The sequence below is a fragment of the Sorangium sp. So ce1335 genome (genome assembly GCF_051521615.1).
Classification (GTDB): domain Bacteria; phylum Myxococcota_A; class Polyangia; order Polyangiales; family Polyangiaceae; genus Sorangium.
Genome location: NZ_CP150363.1, coordinates 1,856,295 through 1,874,315, shown reverse-complemented (window position 1 = coordinate 1,874,315; position 18,021 = coordinate 1,856,295). Strand labels below are relative to the sequence as shown.

Sequence of the window (18,021 nt, the reverse complement as noted above, 5' to 3'; positions counted from 1 at the left end):
GTTACAGGCGGGGTCATGATCCTGATTGGCCAGTACGACTCGCCGTTCGTGCGCCGCGTCGCTGTGGCGCTCCAGCATCACGGGCTCGCGTACGAGCACCGCCCGTGGTCGGTGTGGGCAGACGCGGAGTCCATCGCGAAGTACAACCCGCTCCGGCGCGTGCCGGTGCTCGTCACGGACGCCGGGGAGTCGCTCGTGGAGAGCGCGGCGATCCTCGACGCGCTCGACGACATGGTGGGGCCCGAGCGCGCGCTCCTGCCGCCGTCGGGCGAGGCGCGCCGCGCCGGGCTGCGGGTGTGCGCGCTCGCCACGGGCCTCGCGGACAAGGCGGTGAGCCTGCTCTACGAGCACGTGCTCCGCTCGGGCGACCGCCAGAGCCCGGTGTGGGTGAGCCGCTGCGTCCAGCAGATCGGTGAGACGCTCGACCTGCTGGAGCGCGAGCGCGCCGCCCGGCGCGGCGACGACTGGTGGCTGGGCGCCTTCAGCCACGCCGACATCGCTGTCGCCTGCGCGCTGCGCTTCGTCGGCGAGGCGCACCCGACCCTCACCGACGCCGCGCGGCGGCCGGCGCTCGCCGCGCTCGCGGCCCGCTGCGAGGCGCTCCCGGCGTTCTCCGCGGTGGTCCAGCCGCTCCACGTGGCCGTGTAGCGCCGGGCTCGAGGGCTGGCGCAGCGCGCTCGGGATCCGATCCGTCCGATTCGCCCGCTCCGTCCGGGCGCCGCGCTACGCGGATCTCCTGGCCAGCAGCGCGCGCTGCACGAGCGCGTGCAGGTCGGCGAGGCTGGCGCCGTCGAGCGGCGCGGCCCCGATGTCCAGCGCCCCTTGGGCCGCGCCCCCGCCGAGCGCGTCGAGGAGCCAGCGCGCCGTCAGGGCATCGCCGCCGAGCCACGCGCGCGCCGGCGCCTCGCCGACCGCCGCGGCCTCGATCCAGCCGATCGGCACCCGCGCGAGCACCACGGGGCCCGCGCCCGCCGGCGCCGGGTCGTCGGGCGCGGTGATGGGCTGGAAGCGCTCGACCGCGAGCTCCGGCGGCCCGCCGCCGTCGCTCAGCGGGAGCCCCGCGCGGAGGGCGACGGCCTCGACGACGGCGCCCGCGAGCGCCTCGGGCGAGCCGCGCGCCGGGACGACCTCGGCGAGCGCCGCCGGCGCCTTGCCGAGCCAGCGGTCGACGGCGCGCTCGTCCGGCGCCGCGAGCTCGGCCGGGATCGCGGGCGGCGCGTCGAAGCCCGCGAGGACCTCGAGGAGGACCGCGCCGTCCTTCGCGACGTCGACGCCGAGCAGCGCGGCGGGGCGGTGCTGCACGGAGATCCACTCGCGCCCGCCGTAGTGCGCGGGCGCGCCGGCGCGGGCGAGCCCCTTGAGGAAGCCGCGCACGTTGCGGTTCAGGAGCGTCCGCGCGGTCGCGTCCGCGGCGAGCGCGGCGACGTGCGGCAGCGCGAGCGTCCAGACGACGCCGCGCCCGCCGAGGAACGCGGCCGTGCCCGTCGTGGATCGCCGCAGGACCGGCGCGCCGCGCGCCGCGCAGGCCGCCAGGTCGACGACGCGCCCGGCGCGCTGGGCGGCGCCGAGCACCACGGCGGGGCCCTCGACGAGGCTCGCGGCGATGCACGGCGCGGCCGCCGAGCGGGCGCGATCGAGCAAGGCGGGGCCGAGCGCGAGGGCGTCCGCGAGGGGGCGATGGGTGGGCGGGAGGGAGCGCAGGGGCATGGGGGGCATCGAGTATCCTCCGTCGCGCGGAGGGACGCGCCCCCCGCGCGCAGCACCGCGGCCCGTGCGCCCGGGATCGCGGCCCGCGCGCCTGGGACCGCGGCCTCCGCCCTGGAGCGGGCCGGGCCGCCGACTCAAGACGAGATCGGCCGGGCGGCGCCGGTGATACCATCGCCGCATGACCGAAGAGGAGCTTGCAGAGCAGCGCGTCGGCACGCGGATCGGCCCATGGACGGTGGAGCGCGTCCTCGGGGTCGGCGGCATGGCGAGCGTCTTCTACGGCCGCCGCGCGGACGGGTGCGTGGCGGCGATCAAGGTCCTGCACAGCGAGCTCGCCGAGATCGACGAGGTGCGAAAGCGGTTCCTGCGCGAGGGGCCGATCGGCAACGCGCTGGCCGCCGTGGCGCCGCTCTGCGAGGGGCTGCCGCAGGTGCTCGAGTCGGGCGCCACGGACGACGGCGTCGTCTACATGGCCATGGAGGTGCTCGAGGGAGAGACGGTGTTCGACCGCATGGTCCGGCACGGCACGCTCCCTGTCGGCCAGGTGATCGCGCTCGCCGAGCGGGTCCTCGACGTGCTGATCGTGGCGCACGACCACGGCATCGTTCACCGCGATCTGAAGCCCGAGAACCTGCACATCGGCAACGACGGGCGCGTGCGCGTGCTCGACTTCGGCCTCGCGCGCGTCCTCGACCCGCTGCTCGAGGACGTCGCCGGCGTGCCGGAGATGACGAAGACCAGCACGGGCGTGTCGATCGGCACCGACGACTACATGGCGCCCGAGCAGGCCCTCGGCCTCATCCGCGAGATCGACGGCCGCACCGATCTCTTCGGCCTCGGCGCGACGATGTTCCGCCTGCTCGCGGGCCGCACGATCCACGGCAAGCTGGAGGACGCGCGCCTGCTCATCGCCGTCGCCACGGAGAAGGCGCCCCCGCTCGCGCAGCACGCCCCCGGGGCGCCGCCCGGCCTGTGCGCCGTCGTGGACCGCGCCCTCGCCTTCCTCAAGCAGGAGCGCTACCCCGACGCGAGGACGATGCGCGCCGACCTCGCCGCCGTGCGCGCCGGCCGCGAGCCGCCGTACGCGACGGCGGCGGCGCGGGGGCGAGCCTAGCTCGGCGCGCCCGAAATCCCGCCGGGAGCTTCCTCTGCGCTCAGCGTCGGCGGCGCTTCGCGCGACCGAGCAGCAATCCCAGCGCCGCGAGGAGTAGCCCCGCGTGGGCGCCGGAGTCTCTCGCGCTGCTGGCCAGGGCGCAGCTGCAGCCGGAGCTCGAGCTCTCTCCTCCGGTCGAGTCGCCAGCTCCCGAGCTGGCGTCCTGTCCGATCGCCCCTCCGGACCCGGTGTCGATCGCGCCGCCGCTTCCTGCGCTGCCGCCTGCGCCATTTGCCATGGGCCCGCCCGCGCCTCCGGTCCCTGCCGCGCCACCGGCGTCGCCACCCGCGCCGCCCCCCGCACCAGCGGCGTCGCCCCCCGCGCCCCCCGCGCCCCCCGCGCCACCGGCGTCGCCGCCACCGGGAACGGCGCCGGGACAAGCTGCCGTCTCTGGATCCTGACCACCGGCCCTGTCGAGGCCGAAATAGGCGGCGACGGCCGGTCCGTCGAACGGCACCGCGTGCCCGACGCCGTCCATCGAAAAGGCCTCGTAGACCGTGTAGCCGCAAGCGCTCTTCCAGAACTGACGCGTCGTTCCGGGCTTCGGCGTGTCAGTCCCGTCCGGGGCTTCGCTCAGACCGAGGACGTTGGTCCACTCCTTGACGTCTTCAGCCATGTTCTTGTAGCTGAGGATCGTGTCGGCGGTGCCATGCCAATGTTGCAGGCGCGGGCGATGGCCGGTGTAACCGGGATAGTACGAACGAACGAGGTCTCCCCACTGCTGCCCGGTCTTCGTGACGTTGCCGCCCCCGCAGGGCCCGCTCCACTGGGCCGTGCTCCCCGTCCCGGTGACGTCGTTGTAGCCCTCGGCCCAGCAGCCACACGGAACGCCCATGAGCGACACGCCGGCCATGAACACGTCGGGGTACACCCCCAGCAGCGCCTCGGTCATGATGCCGCCCGACGACCCGCCGACCGAGTACACGCGGCCCGCGTCGCCGTTGTACTTCGCGAGCGTGTATTTCACCATCTGGACGATGGCTCCCGTGTCGCCACCACCGCCGTGGTTGAGCGATCTCGTCGATCCCGCGTCCCAGCAGTTCTGCCCGGTGGCCTCCGGGAAGATCATGATGAAGCCGCTGGTGTTCGCGATGGAGACCAGGCTCGACATCTCGCTGAACGTCCCCGGGCCAGTCCCCTGGCAATGATGGGGGGCGACGACGATGGGAGGCCTGGTCGCCAGCCTGTCAGGCACGTAAATGTGCATGTTGACGTAGCCGGGGAGGCCGTCCGCCCCCCATTCGCTCTGAGCGACGGCTTGCAGCGATGCCCCGCGCGCAGGCAGCGAAGCGAGCAGCGCCAGCGAGAGCGACGCGAGCCCGAGGATGTGTCTTTGGAATCGGTTCATCGGATCAGGTTCCCTATCGACGTCGACCTGGTACGCAGACGAGCGAGGCGCGGACGGGCGTCCTCCTCGGCGCGAGGTCATTCCCAGTTCTTGCGCTGGGGATTCACCCAGGGCGATGTGCACATGACGCAATCATCGCCGTAGAAATAGTGTTTCCCACCGGCGTCGTTGTAGATCCAGTAACGGAGCCAAGCCACGATCGCTGGCCGCTGGACGCCTCCCACGTCGCGCGTGATGTACCCATGGTCGGCGCCCATCACCGTCGCCAGGAACGTCTGGGTCTGGGACATGTCGTACGTCTTTTGCTGCATTGGAAGCCCGATCGTGTCCTGCGTTCCGCTGGTCTGCAGCATGGGCCCGTGCAGGGCCGCCGTCGCGACGTGGCCGTGGATGGAGACGACGGTGGCCACGGCCTCATGGCCGCCGATCTCCACGGCGGCAGTGCCGCCGACCGAGTAGCCCATGGAAACGGCGTGCTCCACGTCGATCTTGCCCTCGTAGAGGCTGCCCGCCTGGCTGTTCTGCTCGATGATCCAGTCGAGCCCTTCGAGCATGGCCGCGCGATTGTTCGGGGCGTTGGGGCCGCCCGTGAGGAGATTGGCACCGACCACCACGAAGCCGTGGGAAGCGAAGTTCGACAGGAGAGCCGTGTAGCTGGTCACCTGCGTATTGATCCCGGGGCCAAAGATGATCGGCGCATGCAAGAAGCCGTCCTCACCCAGGCGTTCAGGCCTGAAGATCGTGTGGTTTCCGCTGGGCCCCGAGCCCCGCTCCACGGTGGTCGCGAACGGCCCCTCGGCAGAGTAATCCGTGATCGGCGGGAGCGGCGAGCCACCGGCGCCGCCCGCGCCGGCGCCGCCGTCACCTGCTCCGCCCGCGCCGGCGCCGCCGTCACCCGCTCCGCCCGCGCCGGCGCCGCCCATTCCACCGTCGCCCGTGTCGGCGCCGCCGCTGCCGCTGGCAGCGCCGCCTGACCCGGCGGTCACGCTGGTCGACGACCCGCTGGTGGTTGACGCGCTCGAGCTGCCCGCGCCCGCAGCTTGCGCTGCGCCGCCGTCCTCTTCGCCGCACGCCAGCAGCGCGACGATCGAGAGCGAGCAGAAGAGATGGAAGCGCCTGAAGGCTTTCTTTTCGTGGTACACGAGCCCCCTCTGGTGACGTCACGCCAGCGCGAAGCGCCCGCTTCGGGCCGACGACGGCGAGATTGGCAGACAGGTGGTTGCTAGACGTCCCGCACCTGGAGTGCGCCCTGATGTCATCCCAGCGGAGCCCAGCTGCTGCTCCTCCCCTCCCCCTGCGCGCGCCTCGTCTGGAGCCATGGCGCGACCGTCACCGTGAACGCGCAGGAGGACGCAAGCCCGGTGCGCATGGCGGCCTATCCAGGACAAGGCAAAGGATGTCTGGAGCGCAGATTGTGAACGTTCACATATCCGGCGTCAACCCCAAACTGGCGCGCGGCGATCGCTGGCGGGCGCGAGGCCCGCGTGTGGGCCGTGCGCCCGGCGACGCCGCGTCGACCCCGAACGCCATCGGTTCCCGCCACGTCGTGGCCGGCGCCGGCAGCAGGGGAGTCGTTACCTGGAAGGGGGTTGAGTCACGCCGGGGCGCACCGAAACGCGCGCTCCCTCGATGAGCGATGGGGCCGGCGCGGGCGCTCGCTCCGCGCAGCAGCGCGAGAGCGAGCGCCGCAGGCGACCTGGTTCACTCGCCCAGGAGATCCAGCCTCGAGCCTGGCACCATCCTGTAGTCACCGATCGCCAACCCCTGCAGATCGCTCGTGAACTCGAACGGACCGAGCACGTGAATCACCTCGCCGCTCGTGCCACCGCTGCCGCCGTCGCCGCTCGTACCGCCGGCGCCGCTCGTGCCGCCGGCGCCGCCGTCGCCGCTCGTGCCGCCGGCGCCGCCGTCGCCGCTCGTGCCGCCGGCGCCGCCGTCGCCGCTCGTACCGCCGGCGCCGCCGTCGCCGCTCGTACCGCCGGCGCCGCCCGTGCCGCCGTCGCCGCCCGTGCCGCCGTTGCCGCCCGTGCCGCCAGCGCCGCCGTCGCCGCCCGTGCCGCCGGGCCTCGTGACCGTGATGAAGTCGACGTAGACCACCGTCGGGTTGGCCCAGGGCCCCGAGATACCTGCGTCGACCCGCAGGCCGATGCGCCTCACCTTGGTCTTGTCGAACGTCATGGAGTCATCCGCAGCGGCGGCCGCATCGACGTCGATGGTGAGCTCTGTCCATTCCTCCAGGCTGCTGAGGTCCGTCCACGCCCAGGGGATGCCTATCCAGGCCTGTGCACCTCCATTCTGTACGAACGTCTGCACGCCGCCGCCGGTGCCGGCGTACACCTTCACACGGAACGTGACGGTGGCGCCGGTCAGGTCGATCAGCTCCGGCATGTCGAACTGGAACAGCGTCCCTGTGTCGGCCTCGGTGAGCGGCACGGCCAGCCGGGCGCAGCCCGAGCAGCTCTCGTCCGGACCGGGACCGATGTCCACTTCTTCAACGCCGCCCGCGCCGCCCGCGCCGCCCGCGCCGCCTGCGCCGCCTGCCCCGCCCACGCCGCCTGCGCCGCCCGCGTCGCCTGCCCCGCCCGCGCCGCCTGCGCCGCCTGCGCCGCCCGCGCCGCCTGCGCCGCCTGCCCCGCCCGTGCCGCTCGTGCTCCCGGTACCGCTCGTCGACGAGCTGCTCGTCGTGGTGCCCCCACCGGCCCCGCCCCCGCCGTCGTCATCGCTGCAACCCATCGTGACGAACGAGCCGGCCAGCAAGCCGCACATTGCCAAAGCGAAAACTGATCTCATCGCATCCTCTCCACGCTCTACTCATTGGTCCCACGCGATGGCGCGCGGTTCGGGCCGGCGTTCGCCGTACCTGCTCCCCTGTGTCCCGGCTCTCTGAGAGCCAGTCGCGCCGGCCGCGCCCCTCTCCGACCCCGGCATTCTCTGCACCTGCCGGGGGCGCGCCCGCTGGGTCATCGCCCCGGGCACCGGCGCCGTCAGCTCGCAGCGGCCACGCGCCGCCCGGCTCTTCGCGCACGGCGCCGCGCGACCACCGCGCCCAGCGCGGCCAACGCGGCGAGCACGCCCGCCGGGGAGCTGGGCCCCGACTGGACCCGGCACCCACACCCGCCCTCGTCCTCGCCAGCGCCGTCAGGTGAGGCGGCGCCAGCGCCGCCCGTGCCGCTGCCGGTCGTTGCTGCGCTGCTGACGCTCCCCCCCTCACCCGAGCCGCCGCCGCCCGTCGCTCCCCCTTCACCCATGTCCGGACCGCCCCCGCCGCCTGTCGGCTCCGAGTCGTCGAGCCGAGTGAACTTCCACCAGTTGAAATTGAACAGGGGGCCGTCCCCACCGGTGAACTTCAGATACAGATCATGTGTCCCCGTCGCGCCGTCGACCGCACAGGACGTGGTGACCCAGGTCTGGGGGCCGCCGGTCCCCTCGACCGTGCAGGTCCCCACCAGCGTGCCGGTCGTGCTGTCGAGGCGCAGCTCGATGCTGCCGCCGCTGGTCGCCGAGGCCACCCTTGCGTCGAAGGACACCGCGCCGGAACCGAAATCGACGTCCTTCACCTTGATGTAGTCCCCGTCCTCGATCGACGTGACATTCATCCCGCCCTCGCTGCACGCCTCGGTCTCGACGCCGGAGGACCAGGCGATGGTCTCGGCCTCCGTCATCACGTACGGATCGAGGGGGCCAACGCCGGGCGGGCCCTCCTCGGTCATCGTGATCGTCGGGATGGTGCCGTCGGCGTTGTACGTGAATCGCTCGACGGCCACCGAGCGGTGATAACCGTCTCCGCCCGGCAGAGCGCCGTTGTGATAGAAGAAGTACGAGCTGTCCTTGTAGTCGATGATGCCCGGGTGATTGGTGAAGCTGCCGCCCTCCGTCGGCATGATGACCCCCCGGTAAGTCCACGGGCCGGTGGGGCTGCTGCTCGTGGAGTAGGCGATGTACTCGGGGATGCCGCCGGCCGGATACGCCAGGTAGTACATCCCATCGCGCTTGTAGAGCCACGGACCTTCTTCGTACAGGGTCGGTCGTTCGGCGCTCCCGGTGCGCTCTCCGAAGCTCTCCGCCGTCATGGGCACGCGCACGACCTCTCCCTGGTAGGAGATCATGTCCTCGTTCAGCTTCACGTAGCACAGGTTGGGGTTTCCCCAGTAGAGATAGGCCTGGCCGTCGTCGTCGACGAACACCGTCGGATCGATGTCGCCGCAATTGGCGGTGATCAACGGCCGCCCCAGGGCGTCCTCGAACGGACCGACAGGGCTGTCCGACACGGCGACGCCGATGACCATCCTGTTGAGCGTCCTGCTCGTCGTGGGGATATAGAAATAGAACTTCCCGTTTCTGTGGGCGACCTGCCCCGCCCAGGCATCTGCCTTCGCCCAGCTGAAATCCTTGAATTTCAGCGGCGATCCGCGATCCGTCCAGTTCACCATGTCCGTGGACGAATACACTCGCCACTCGTTCATGCTGAAGAACGTCGAAGCGGTGTCCTCGTCATGTGTGGTATAGAGGTACAGGGTCCCGTCGTGGACCATGGGGGCAGGGTCGGCGGTGTAGATGGTCTGTACGATGGGGTTATCCGCCATGGATTCAGACGGGAACGCGGTCGCGCCACAAAGCAACAATGCCGCGACGAGGAGCCTGTGCTGGAGTGATGTCGTGATCGTGGCCATTCCTGGACCTCGCTGCTCTCCTGGAGAATCGTTAGGTGCGACCAGACGTCGTGGATCGCTCAGGCGATGACGCTCCGGCGCTTCTCGTCGGGGCGCTTCGCCGCGATGACAGCCCAGCCCGCCAAGAGCGCATGAGCGATCACGTCCGAGACGCTGATCCGACCCGCGAATGTTTACAGCAAGAGCATATTGCTCGGGCGCATTGTGAACGTTCACACTTTCGATGTCAAGCGACCGGGAGCGCCGCTCGAAGCCAGCATGGGCCCGCGATCCGGAGCCTCGGCGCCAGCGTGCAGGAGCCGCTTCGCCGCTCCTTTTCTCACCGCTCCCCGCGGCGTCCGCGCTGACGCCGGTCGCCTGGGCGACGACGGCGCCCGGCGCGTCCCGCGGGGCTCACGGGGGGCGCTGGGCGCCTTGTCGCTCTCCGTCGCGAGCGCTCACTCGCCGGGGAAGAGCTCCTCGGCCGTCATGTACTTCGACCCGAGCGCTCGCGCGAATTCCCGGTCGCTCTCCATATCGCCGACCATGACCAGGTGCTCGCGCGCGAGCTTGTGGCGCTGGATCAGCGATATCCCGAGCCCCGGCAGGGGCTTGCGGCAGAAGCAGCCGACCGGGAACGCCGGGTGCGGGCAATACACGACGTCGGCCACGGGCAGGCCGAGCAGCTCGATCGTCCGCGAGAACGCGGCCAGGACTGCCTCTTCGGTCACCGATCCCTTCGAGATGCCGCTCTGGTTCGACACGAAGAAGAGCGTGTATCCGTCGTTGACCCAGCGCTCCAGGACCGCGCGCCGACCGGGCAGGAGCTCGACGTCATCGGGGTCGCGCGGGTAGATCTCGCCGCTCTTCGTCCTCCGCAGCGTGCCGTCGACGTCGAGGAGCAGGCCCTTGCCCGTGAAGAGCGGATCGACGCGCCGGGCAAACGGGATCTCCTCGACCACCGAGAACCCCTCATCCACGTGCGGCGCCTCGAAATTCGCGGCCCACCGCGAGAGCGCCTGCGGGGGCGGCAGGTTGGGATCCTCCTTGCCGAGCGCTTTCATGTCCTCCGGCCCGAGCAGCTTGCCGTAGCGCTCGAGGACGCGCAGGACGACGTTCGCGTAGGCCTCGTTGATGGGCGTGGCCAGGTACCTGCACCGGACCGGCACGCCGTGCGCGTGCGCGCTCCGGATCACCGCATAGCGCGACGCGCGCGTGCCGTACGTGTTGTCGAGGACCACCCGCGTTTGCCCCGAGGAGAGCAGCTCCCCGAGCTTCTTGACCACGCCGTCGAGCGTGCCGCCCAGCTCATCGCGGTTCAGGCGCGCGTACCCTCTGGCCGTGTAGCGGGCGACCTCCGACGATTTGCCTGCCCCCTGGATCCCCATGACCACGACCACCTCGGGCGCGTCGCCGGGGCCCTCTCCGGGCTCGAGCTCGCGCAGGCCGGCGGGCGTCACGGGGGGCGCGACCGAGGCCAGCACATCGGCCACGGGCGCAAAGCTGATCTTCGAGAGGTCGGCTCGGTCGCGCGCGTCGAAGGGGACCCGGAGCGCGCGCAAGCAGGACTCGACGCTCTCCCGCCTTGTCGCCCCGAACAGGGGAATGACGGGGGGGCCGAGATCGAGCAGGGCCGCGAGGGCCGCCTCCTGGGGCGTGACGCCGTGCCGCGCGGCGATGGGCTTGATCGCGCGGTTCTTGAGGAGGCTATCGACCTTGGCGTGACCGCCGAGCGGCCGGTGGGCGAGGAACGGGATGCCCATGTGCCTGGCGAGCTCGATGAGGCCTCGGGCGGCGCTGCCGCGATCGAGGACGCTCAGCTCCTCCTGGATGGCCCGCACCGGGAAGTGCCGCTCGGCCTGGCGGACCTCTGCGATGGAGGTGTTGCTGAGGCCGAGGTGCTCGACGAGGCCCTCCTTCTGGAGCTCGGCGAGGGCGGCGAGGCTCTCTTCGAGGGGGGTCCTTGGGTCGGTCACGTGGAGGAGGAGCATGAAGATCCGCGAGACGCCGAGCGCCTTCAGGCTGCCCTCGACCGTGCGGCGCAGGTGGTCGCGGCTGCCGTTCGGGACCCATCGCCCTTTGGGTCGGGTGAGCCCCGCCTTGGTGATGACGCGCACGTCGTCGCGCGGGCCGGACCACGCGTCGAGCGCCTTGCGGACGAGGCGCTCTCCATGGTGGACCTCGCGATCGGTGAGGCAGTAGGAGTCGGCGGTATCGAGGAGGCGTATGCCTTTATCGAGGGCAACGTGGATGACGGCGATCGCGTCCTCTTCCGAGGGGCGCCCCTCCGTGGTCAGCCGGAGCAGGCCGAGGCCGAGGGGAACGTCGAGGGGGCCCAGGACACCGTAGGACGAGGGGGCGGGACTCACGGGGACGCTGACGTAGCCAGGTCCGCGGCTCGACGCAAGCGCCAGGGCCGTTTCAATGGGACACCCCTCCGGTGCCACCGGCAGCCCGAGCAGCCGACCGAGAGCTCCGTGAACGCCCCGGAGGCGCGCGGCCGGAGCGGCGATGGCGAGACTGCCGCCCTCGCCGGGAGGCCGTGCACGAGGCGTTCAAGCTGGCTCATCGGGAGCGTGTGGCCCGTCGCCCTCATGGCTCACCCTGCTCTGCGGTGAGGGTGAACTAACGCTCGACGCGCGGCGTACGCGCTTGGTAGAAGGGTCTCATGACGGGGGATGAGAAGGCGGCCGGGGCGGGGATCCGCGCCGCGCACGGGGACGCGGCGCCGCTGGCGCTCGTCGAGGTCTCTGGCGATCTCCGTGATCCGGTGATCGCCGGATGGAGCGAAGGCGCAGAGCGCCTCTTCGGGTACACGGCGGAGGAGGTCCTCGGGCGGAGCCTGCTCGGCACGCTGTCGGGCCGCGGCGGCCAGGAGGCCTTCCGGCGCCTCGCCGAGGATGGCAGCGGCGCGCCGCACCGCTGCGCGTGCGCGCGGAAGGACGGGAGCGAGGTCGTCGTCGCGTGGGCCCAGCATCCCCTCAGCGACGGATCCGGGCGGCCGGCGCGCGCCATCTACGTGGGGCGCCACGTCGGGCGCGACGACGAGCAGGGCACCTCGGCGCGGCCCCCGGCCGAGGCGGAGCCCGCGGAAGCGCCGCAGATCCTCCGGGCCATCCTCGACCATCTGCCGATCGTCGTGGGCAAGTACGATCGCGAGGGTGTCTTCACGTTCCACGACGGCAAGGGGACGGAGGCCGCCGGCGTCAAGCCGGGGCAGCTCCTCGGCGCGAACATCCTCGATCTCTACGGCCGCGACATGGAGGCCTCGTGGGGAATGCGCCGCGCGCTCGCGGGGGAAGCCGCGCGAGACGTCTCCGACGTGCTGGGGGCGAGCTGGGAGACATGGTATATCCCGGTGCGCGACGCTCGCGGGGAGCCCGACGGCGCGATCAGCGTCACCCTGAACGCCACCGAGGCGCGGCAGAACGAGATCGAGCTCAGGGCGAAGCTGCAGCTCATCGAGAAGCAGCAGAAGGTCATTCGCGATCTCTCGACGCCGATCATCGAGGTGTGGGACAAGGTGCTGACCCTCCCGATGGTGGGCGTGGTGGACAGCCTGCGGCTCTCCGAGGTGATGGACAACCTGCTCTCGGCGATCGTGAGCAAGGACGCTCGGTATGCGATCCTGGATCTCACCGGCGTCGATGCGGTCGATACGCAGACGGCCCGGCACATCATCGAGATGATCGACGCCATCCGGCTCCTCGGCGCGGAGGGGATCGTCACGGGGATCCGGTCGAACGTCGCCCAGACGATGATCGCGCTCGGGGTCGACCTCTCCGGCGTCACGACGGTGGGCAACCTCCGCGCGGGCCTCAAGCTCTGCATGCGGCGCATGGCGGCGGCGAGCGAGGCAGGCGGCGCGCCGGTGAAGTGAGGAGAGGTAGTCTCTCTACCTCCTCCGGGCCCGCCGCAGGACGTTCGCTGCGCCGGCCCCGCCCAGGTGAGCAGGTGAGGCAGGTGAGCAGGTGAGCGCGGCTCGTCGCCCACCGCGGTACGCCGTCGCGCCGTACCCCTTGTTCACGGAGGCGGACCTGGGGTACCCTCCGGGGCTTAACCCCTGATTCGGCTGGTGAGTCATTTGATGCAATCGAAGATGAGCGTTCTCGTGTTGTGTGTTGTTGGTGCCCTGGCGATGGGGTGCAACGTCTGTGAGGATCTGGACGCACGGATGTGCGAGGACCTCGGGGCGGAGGATTGCGCCCTCTGGAAAGAGAAAGGGCTGAACTTCGTCGCCCAGGCGAAGTCGAGGCCCCGCAGCATGCTGAAGGACGCGCTGTTCGGGGCCGACTCGCAGGCGTGCAAGTCAGCGGGGAGCGACGCGGCGTACTCGCAGATCCTCCAGGCGACGAAGGCGCAGGTGGCCGCCTACCGCAAGGCGCAGAAGGCCGTGGAGGCAGCGACGAAGTAGGTGCGCGCCGTTGACGAACGGGCCCTCCGCGGAGCTGCCCGTTCGTCAACGGCTCGATCGCCGAGCGATCCGGGGCCGCGCGGGGGCGCGGCGCCTCGGTGCGGGGCCGGGGGCAGGCGAGCGCCGGCGGCCGCCGGCAGGGCGCTCAGCTGTAGACCCCCTGCACGTACTCGGTCAGCATCTTGATCTCGGCCTCTTGTTCGCGGCTCGCCCAGTGCACGAGATCGCCGATCGAGATCATCCCGACCACGCGCCCGTCCTGGGCCACCGGCAGGTGGCGGCAGCGCCGCTCGGTCATGACCGCCATGGCCTGCCGCGCCGCCGTGTTCGGATCGACGCAGACGACCTCGCGGGTCATCACCTCCGCGACAAGGGTCGTCGCCGGATCACGCCGGGCCAGGATCACCCGCGTCATCACGTCCCGCTCGCTGATGATGCCGCTCGGGGACGAATCGACGCTCACGAGCAGCGCGCCCACGTGCCTCGCGCACATCGCGTGTACGGCCTCGAACACCGTCGCTTCCGGAGAGACGGTGTAGACGTTCCGACCCTTCGTGTTGAGGATGTCGCCGACGCTGTCCATGCTGCCTCCTTCCGAGCCGGAAGCATGACGAAAAATCCGGTGGTGTCGCGCGATCGCGCGCAATATTTTCGGATTGTTTCTGCCGTAATGCGCGATTTTCCGCCCAGAACAGTCGCTCCTGCCTCGAGTCACTGGCTCTGGCGCGCTGGAACCGGGGCTCGCTGGGCCTGGGCTCGCTCGGGCCTGCTGGTACCACGCATCAAGCCTGGAGGGCTCGACGCCCTCCGTCCGAAGCCGCGCTCGGATCGCTCGACGTGACGTGCCGCCGCCACGCGCCGGGGGCCATGCCGGCCCACTGCCGGAACGCGTGACTGAACGAGGCCTCGGACGAGTAGCCGGTGAGGCGCGAGACCTTCGCGAGCGGCGCGCCCTCGCGGAGGAGGACCGCAGCCTTCTGCATGCGGAGCCGCGTGAGGTAGCCGAGCGGCGGCTCGCCGACGAGCGCGGTGAAGCGCGCCGCGAAGACCGAGCGCGAGACGCCCGCTTCCTTCGCGAGCGAGGCCACCGTCCACGGCTCCTCGGCGCGCCGGTGCATCGCCCCGAGCGCCGCCGCGGTGCTCGGATCGCGGAGCGCGCCGAGGAAGCCGCCGCCGTCCTCGGGCAAGCGCGCGAGGTACGCGCGGAGGATCTGGATGAACATGACGTCCGCCATCCGGAGGAGGACGATCTCGGACCCGGGCCGGTTCGTCTCGATCTCGCGCGTGATGAACTGGATGTTCTCGAGGAACGACGGCACCCCCTGCTGCGTGTCGGGGGTCATCCGGATGAGCGGCGGCAGCGTCGCGAGGATCGGTGTCGCGAGCGGGTCGTCGAGCACGAAGGCGCCCGTGATGAAGGTCGTCTCGGGGCCCCTCGCGCCGAGGTCGATGTGGATGACGTCATGGGTCGGGCGGGTGGCGCACCGCGCGACCTCCTCGAAGCGCCGGGTGGCGCTCCGCGGAGTGTCGCGCAGCGCGTGGGCGTGGCCGAGCGGAAGCACCGCGAGATCGCCGCCGGAGAGCGCGACGCGCGGCTCGTCCGTCCTGTCGACGCTGAGCCAGGCGCTGCCGCGGACCACGTAGTGGAACCGGATGCAGCTCTTGACCACCGGCAGGGCGACGCCCCACGGCGCGCGCCCGACGGTGGACACCCAGCGGGTGCGCTGTAGTCGAACCGGGGCGAGCACCGCGCTCAGGGCATCCATCGCTCGATAGCGTATCGAGCGCGGGCCGCGGTGTCCAAGCCGCGCGGACGGTCTCGAAAGTTTTCCGGACGGCTTCTCATGGTTCGTACGGATCGCGGGCCTTACGGAGGATGCATCGTCCTCTGACGAAAGGAACACCATGTCCAGCAAGCTCGATCTCTCGAAGGAGTTCATCGGTCGCCGCGCCCTCGTCACCGGAGGCTCGCGCGGCATCGGCGCGGCGATCGCGCAGCGCCTCCTCGATGGCGGCGCCAGGGTCGTTGTCGCCGCGCGCTCGCGCAGCGACGCCACCCCCGCGGCGGCGACGTTCATCTCCGGCGACGTCCGCACGATCGAAGGGGTGAAGGCGATCGCCGGAGACGCGCTCCCGGCTCTCGGCGGCCTCGACATCCTCGTGAACAACGCGGGCGGGTCGCGCGCGTTCTCCACGGGAGGCTCCGAGACGATCCCCGACGAGGAGTGGCAAGACGCCCTCGCGCTCAACCTCCTCTCCGCGGTCCGCCTCACGAACGCGGTCCTGCCGGCGCTCCGCGCCTCGAAGGCCGCCGCGATCGTGAACATCTCGTCGACGGCAGCGACGATGCCGGTCGGCTCGTTCGCGCACTACTGCGCCGCGAAGGCGGCGCTCGACACCTACTCGCGCGCGCTCGCCGTCGAGCTCGCGTCGAGCGGCGTCCGCGTGAACGTCGTGACGCCGGGGCCGGTGGCGACACCGAGCGCCGACGATCTGCGGAAGAGGTACACCGGCGAGATGGGCTTGCCGGACGATGCGTTCCTCCAGCAGGTGCCGCTCGGGCGCGTCGGCACCCCCGACGACGTCGCGGAGGTCGTCGCGCTCCTCGCGTCGGACCGCGGGAGGTGGCTGACCGGCGTGAACTACCGCGTCGACGGCGGGATGACGGCGCGCTGACGGTCAGGCCCTCATCGGGCCGCCGCCCTCGAAGGCCGCGCGGACGTCGCTCGGCGGCGCGGCGAGGCAGCGCCGGCCGTCCCCGCCGCCCGCGCCCCGGAGCGCTTCGCCGATCGCGGCACGCTCGACATCCAGCGGAAGTCCATCGGCACAGAAGCGCGCATCGAGTGCATTATACACATTTTCCTTGACGCGCGCCCCCGCCGGGATTATGTGTATAACACACTTAAATGCCGCGTGTGCGCGAGCGGCGTCATCTCCATGAACAGCACGGCTGGCGCCGGACCGGCCGCCATGATCGCGGCCGCCATCTCGGGTCCTGCGTTCTTCATGCGCGCCATGAGGGCGCCTGCCACATCCGCGGCATGACAGATGGGGGAGTCCGTGGACGGACGCTGTCACGCCGAGATGGCTGGAAACTGGAGATCGAATCCCCCTCGATGAGCAGAGCTCGTTCCATCGTGGCTCGCACACCTCGGTCAACACAGCACACCGAAGGACCGGATCAAACATGAAGCTGAACAGGAACCTGGTGACCCCTTTCCTCGCGCTCATCTTCGTCCCTGTCGGGATCTCAGGCGTGCTGATGCTCTTCCATCTGGCAGATGGCTTTACAGAGGTGCTCCATGAAGTGCTGGGGGCAGCTTTCGTCCTCATCATCTTTCTCCATGTGGTGATCAACTGGAAGAGCATGAGAAGCCATTTCGGAAAGGCGAACTTCGCCATCGCGGCCGCCGCCGTGACCCTGCTGTCCGCCGGGCTCATTGCCCTTGAAAGAGCTCAACTCCCGGTAGATTTGATCATCCTGGAGAAAGTGGCGAGGGCCCCGATCTCCGACTCATTCAGGGTCCTTCAAATTGATCACGTCAAAGCGGCGACGGCGCTGAACGAGAGGGGGATCAAGCTCGACGGCGCCGAGACGATCGAGGACATCTGGGTAAACAACGACTCTTCACCGGAAGAGGTCGTGGAGACGCTGGTCTACGAAGCGCGATGAAGGGAGGATGTCCCGGACGCCGCCGGCCACGCCGAGCGCGCCGATCTGTCGCGCGCGACGGGTGTGTGCTTTGCCAGTCGCACGACGACCTGCCACGCGCGCCGTCACCGCCGGCCAGCGCGGTGACGTTCCAGCCGAGGGCACACCTGGGATAAGCTCTACCCGTCGTGACAAAGCCGTCAGACCTCGACTGGAACGACCTTCGCTACGCCCTCGCCGCCGTGAGGGCCAGGACGTTGGCTGGCGCGGCGCGCTCGCTGGGCGTCGAGCACTCGACCGTGGGCCGCAGGCTCGTGGCGCTCGAGACGGCGCTGGGCGCCCCGCTGCTCACGCGCGGCCCCGAGGGGCTCTCGCTCACGGCGATAGGCCAGACGGTCGCGCCGCTGCTCGAGCAGATGGAGCAGGCGGCGCTCGCGGTGCAAGCGGCCGTGCGCTCGCAGACGGTCCGGGTCAAGCTGGCCACCCCCTCGGCCTTCGGCCGCTTGCTCGCCCCGCACATTGGCGCCTTCCAGGCCGCCCGCCCCGAGATCGTCCTGGAGATACTCAGCGGCAGCCGCCCGGCCGACCTCAGGAAGGGCGAGGCTGACGTCGCGCTGCGTTCGGGCAAGGTCGACGGCGACGATCTCATCGCCAGGAAGCTCGGCGACGTCGACTGGTCGCTGTATGCCTCGGAAGCCTACCTGGCGCGGCACCCGACGCTGGCCAGCTCGTGCGACCTCCGCGGGCACGACCTGCTCGGCTTCGAGGCCGGCGTCCGCAACGCCCCGCTGGCCCGGTGGCTCGAGGAGCACAGCGAAGGCGCCCGCGTGCTCATGCGCTACCGCGAGGTGAGCGACCTCCTTGCCGCCTGCGTCGCGGGCATGGGCGTCGCCGTCTTGCCCTGCCTCCTGGCTTCGCTCGAGCCCTCGCTCCGGCGGCTCACGGGCGAGAGCCTCGGGAAGAGCCGGCTCTCGATCGTGTACCGAAAAGAGGCGCCCCTCGCCGAGCCGGTGAGGGCGGTCATCGAGCTCGTCACCGAGGCGTTGCGCGGGCACCTTGGGTCCCCAGGGCGCCGCTGATGCGCGGTGCCCTGGGGGG

The 18,021-nt window shown here is 71.0% G+C and carries 15 protein-coding genes; 7 read left to right on the top strand and 8 right to left on the bottom strand.

Annotated elements, in window-relative coordinates; genetic code table 11:
* Window positions 1-15 precede the first annotated feature (15 nt).
* A complete protein-coding gene (locus WMF24_RS06920; RefSeq protein WP_437735565.1) occupies window positions 16-648 on the top strand; it encodes a glutathione S-transferase family protein in 633 nt (210 codons plus the stop codon).
* Window positions 649-723: 75 nt separating this feature from the next.
* Here the strand turns inward: WMF24_RS06920 and WMF24_RS06915 are convergent, their stop codons facing one another.
* Window positions 724-1,716 carry a lipoyl protein ligase domain-containing protein gene (locus tag WMF24_RS06915; RefSeq protein ID WP_437735564.1) on the bottom strand — a complete coding sequence of 331 codons (993 nt, stop codon included), beginning with the start codon at window positions 1,714-1,716 and terminating at the stop codon, window positions 724-726.
* 169 nt (window positions 1,717-1,885) lie between these two features.
* Here WMF24_RS06915 and WMF24_RS06910 point away from each other — a divergent pair, with 169 nt between their 5' ends.
* Complete coding sequence (locus tag WMF24_RS06910) at window positions 1,886-2,821, top strand: serine/threonine-protein kinase (RefSeq protein ID WP_437735563.1); 936 nt, start codon at window positions 1,886-1,888, stop codon at window positions 2,819-2,821.
* A 40-nt stretch (window positions 2,822-2,861) separates the two neighbouring features.
* Here the strand turns inward: WMF24_RS06910 and WMF24_RS06905 are convergent, their stop codons facing one another.
* The 5 genes from WMF24_RS06905 to WMF24_RS06885 form a co-directional block, all read right to left on the bottom strand.
* Window positions 2,862-4,208 (bottom strand): extracellular catalytic domain type 1 short-chain-length polyhydroxyalkanoate depolymerase, encoded by a 1,347-nt coding sequence (locus WMF24_RS06905; RefSeq protein WP_437735562.1) that lies wholly within the window; start codon window positions 4,206-4,208, stop codon window positions 2,862-2,864.
* Window positions 4,209-4,285: 77 nt separating this feature from the next.
* Window positions 4,286-5,350, bottom strand: a complete 1,065-nt coding sequence (locus tag WMF24_RS06900) for a poly(ethylene terephthalate) hydrolase family protein (RefSeq protein WP_437735561.1) — start codon at window positions 5,348-5,350, stop codon at window positions 4,286-4,288.
* Between the two features lie 559 nt (window positions 5,351-5,909).
* Entirely contained in the window at window positions 5,910-6,998 is a 1,089-nt protein-coding gene (locus tag WMF24_RS06895) for a hypothetical protein (RefSeq protein WP_437735560.1), read from the bottom strand.
* Window positions 6,999-7,192: 194 nt separating this feature from the next.
* Window positions 7,193-8,878 carry a glycoside hydrolase family 43 protein gene (locus WMF24_RS06890; protein ID WP_437735559.1) on the bottom strand — a complete coding sequence of 562 codons (1,686 nt, stop codon included), beginning with the start codon at window positions 8,876-8,878 and terminating at the stop codon, window positions 7,193-7,195.
* Between the two features lie 437 nt (window positions 8,879-9,315).
* Window positions 9,316-11,226, bottom strand: a complete 1,911-nt coding sequence (locus tag WMF24_RS06885) for an aldo/keto reductase (RefSeq protein ID WP_437735558.1) — start codon at window positions 11,224-11,226, stop codon at window positions 9,316-9,318.
* A 299-nt stretch (window positions 11,227-11,525) separates the two neighbouring features.
* On the opposite strand from WMF24_RS06885, the gene WMF24_RS06880 reads away from it, so the two are divergent.
* Window positions 11,526-12,737 (top strand): PAS domain-containing protein, encoded by a 1,212-nt coding sequence (locus tag WMF24_RS06880; RefSeq protein WP_437735557.1) that lies wholly within the window; start codon window positions 11,526-11,528, stop codon window positions 12,735-12,737.
* A gap of 294 nt (window positions 12,738-13,031) precedes the next feature.
* Window positions 13,032-13,271: a hypothetical protein gene (locus WMF24_RS06875; RefSeq protein WP_437735556.1), complete on the top strand. Its 240-nt coding sequence runs from the start codon at window positions 13,032-13,034 to the stop codon at window positions 13,269-13,271.
* Window positions 13,272-13,416: 145 nt separating this feature from the next.
* On the opposite strand, the gene WMF24_RS06870 is transcribed toward WMF24_RS06875, so the two are convergent.
* Together WMF24_RS06870 and WMF24_RS06865 are read right to left on the bottom strand one after the other, a co-directional pair.
* Window positions 13,417-13,854, bottom strand: coding sequence for a CBS domain-containing protein (locus WMF24_RS06870; protein WP_437735555.1), 438 nt, complete (start codon window positions 13,852-13,854; stop codon window positions 13,417-13,419).
* A gap of 199 nt (window positions 13,855-14,053) precedes the next feature.
* Window positions 14,054-15,037, bottom strand: coding sequence for an AraC family transcriptional regulator (locus WMF24_RS06865; protein ID WP_437735554.1), 984 nt, complete (start codon window positions 15,035-15,037; stop codon window positions 14,054-14,056).
* Window positions 15,038-15,176: 139 nt separating this feature from the next.
* Here WMF24_RS06865 and WMF24_RS06860 point away from each other — a divergent pair, with 139 nt between their 5' ends.
* From WMF24_RS06860 to WMF24_RS06850, 3 genes are all read left to right on the top strand, one after another.
* Window positions 15,177-15,947 (top strand): SDR family oxidoreductase, encoded by a 771-nt coding sequence (locus WMF24_RS06860; RefSeq protein ID WP_437735553.1) that lies wholly within the window; start codon window positions 15,177-15,179, stop codon window positions 15,945-15,947.
* A 511-nt stretch (window positions 15,948-16,458) separates the two neighbouring features.
* On the top strand, window positions 16,459-16,944 hold the full coding sequence (locus WMF24_RS06855; RefSeq protein WP_437735552.1) for a DUF4405 domain-containing protein: 486 nt from the start codon (window positions 16,459-16,461) through the stop codon (window positions 16,942-16,944).
* Window positions 16,945-17,111: 167 nt separating this feature from the next.
* Window positions 17,112-18,002: a LysR family transcriptional regulator gene (locus WMF24_RS06850; protein WP_437735551.1), complete on the top strand. Its 891-nt coding sequence runs from the start codon at window positions 17,112-17,114 to the stop codon at window positions 18,000-18,002.
* Window positions 18,003-18,021 lie beyond the last annotated feature (19 nt).

What these genes read in the sequence shown, in the direction of transcription:
- WMF24_RS06905 (WP_437735562.1), bottom strand. Translation starts at nt 4,208, where the DNA reads ATGAACCGATTCCAAAGACACATCCTCGGGCTCGCGTCGCTCTCGCTG.
- WMF24_RS06920 (WP_437735565.1), top strand. Translation starts at nt 16, where the DNA reads ATGATCCTGATTGGCCAGTACGACTCGCCGTTCGTGCGCCGCGTCGCT.
- WMF24_RS06870 (WP_437735555.1), bottom strand. Translation starts at nt 13,854, where the DNA reads ATGGACAGCGTCGGCGACATCCTCAACACGAAGGGTCGGAACGTCTAC.
- WMF24_RS06875 (WP_437735556.1), top strand. Translation starts at nt 13,032, where the DNA reads ATGTGCGAGGACCTCGGGGCGGAGGATTGCGCCCTCTGGAAAGAGAAA.
- WMF24_RS06895 (WP_437735560.1), bottom strand. Translation starts at nt 6,998, where the DNA reads ATGAGATCAGTTTTCGCTTTGGCAATGTGCGGCTTGCTGGCCGGCTCG.
- WMF24_RS06880 (WP_437735557.1), top strand. Translation starts at nt 11,526, where the DNA reads ATGACGGGGGATGAGAAGGCGGCCGGGGCGGGGATCCGCGCCGCGCAC.
- WMF24_RS06910 (WP_437735563.1), top strand. Translation starts at nt 1,886, where the DNA reads ATGACCGAAGAGGAGCTTGCAGAGCAGCGCGTCGGCACGCGGATCGGC.
- WMF24_RS06860 (WP_437735553.1), top strand. Translation starts at nt 15,177, where the DNA reads ATGTCCAGCAAGCTCGATCTCTCGAAGGAGTTCATCGGTCGCCGCGCC.
- WMF24_RS06915 (WP_437735564.1), bottom strand. Translation starts at nt 1,716, where the DNA reads ATGCCCCCCATGCCCCTGCGCTCCCTCCCGCCCACCCATCGCCCCCTC.
- WMF24_RS06890 (WP_437735559.1), bottom strand. Translation starts at nt 8,878, where the DNA reads ATGGCCACGATCACGACATCACTCCAGCACAGGCTCCTCGTCGCGGCA.
- WMF24_RS06855 (WP_437735552.1), top strand. Translation starts at nt 16,459, where the DNA reads ATGAAGCTGAACAGGAACCTGGTGACCCCTTTCCTCGCGCTCATCTTC.
- WMF24_RS06865 (WP_437735554.1), bottom strand. Translation starts at nt 15,037, where the DNA reads ATGGATGCCCTGAGCGCGGTGCTCGCCCCGGTTCGACTACAGCGCACC.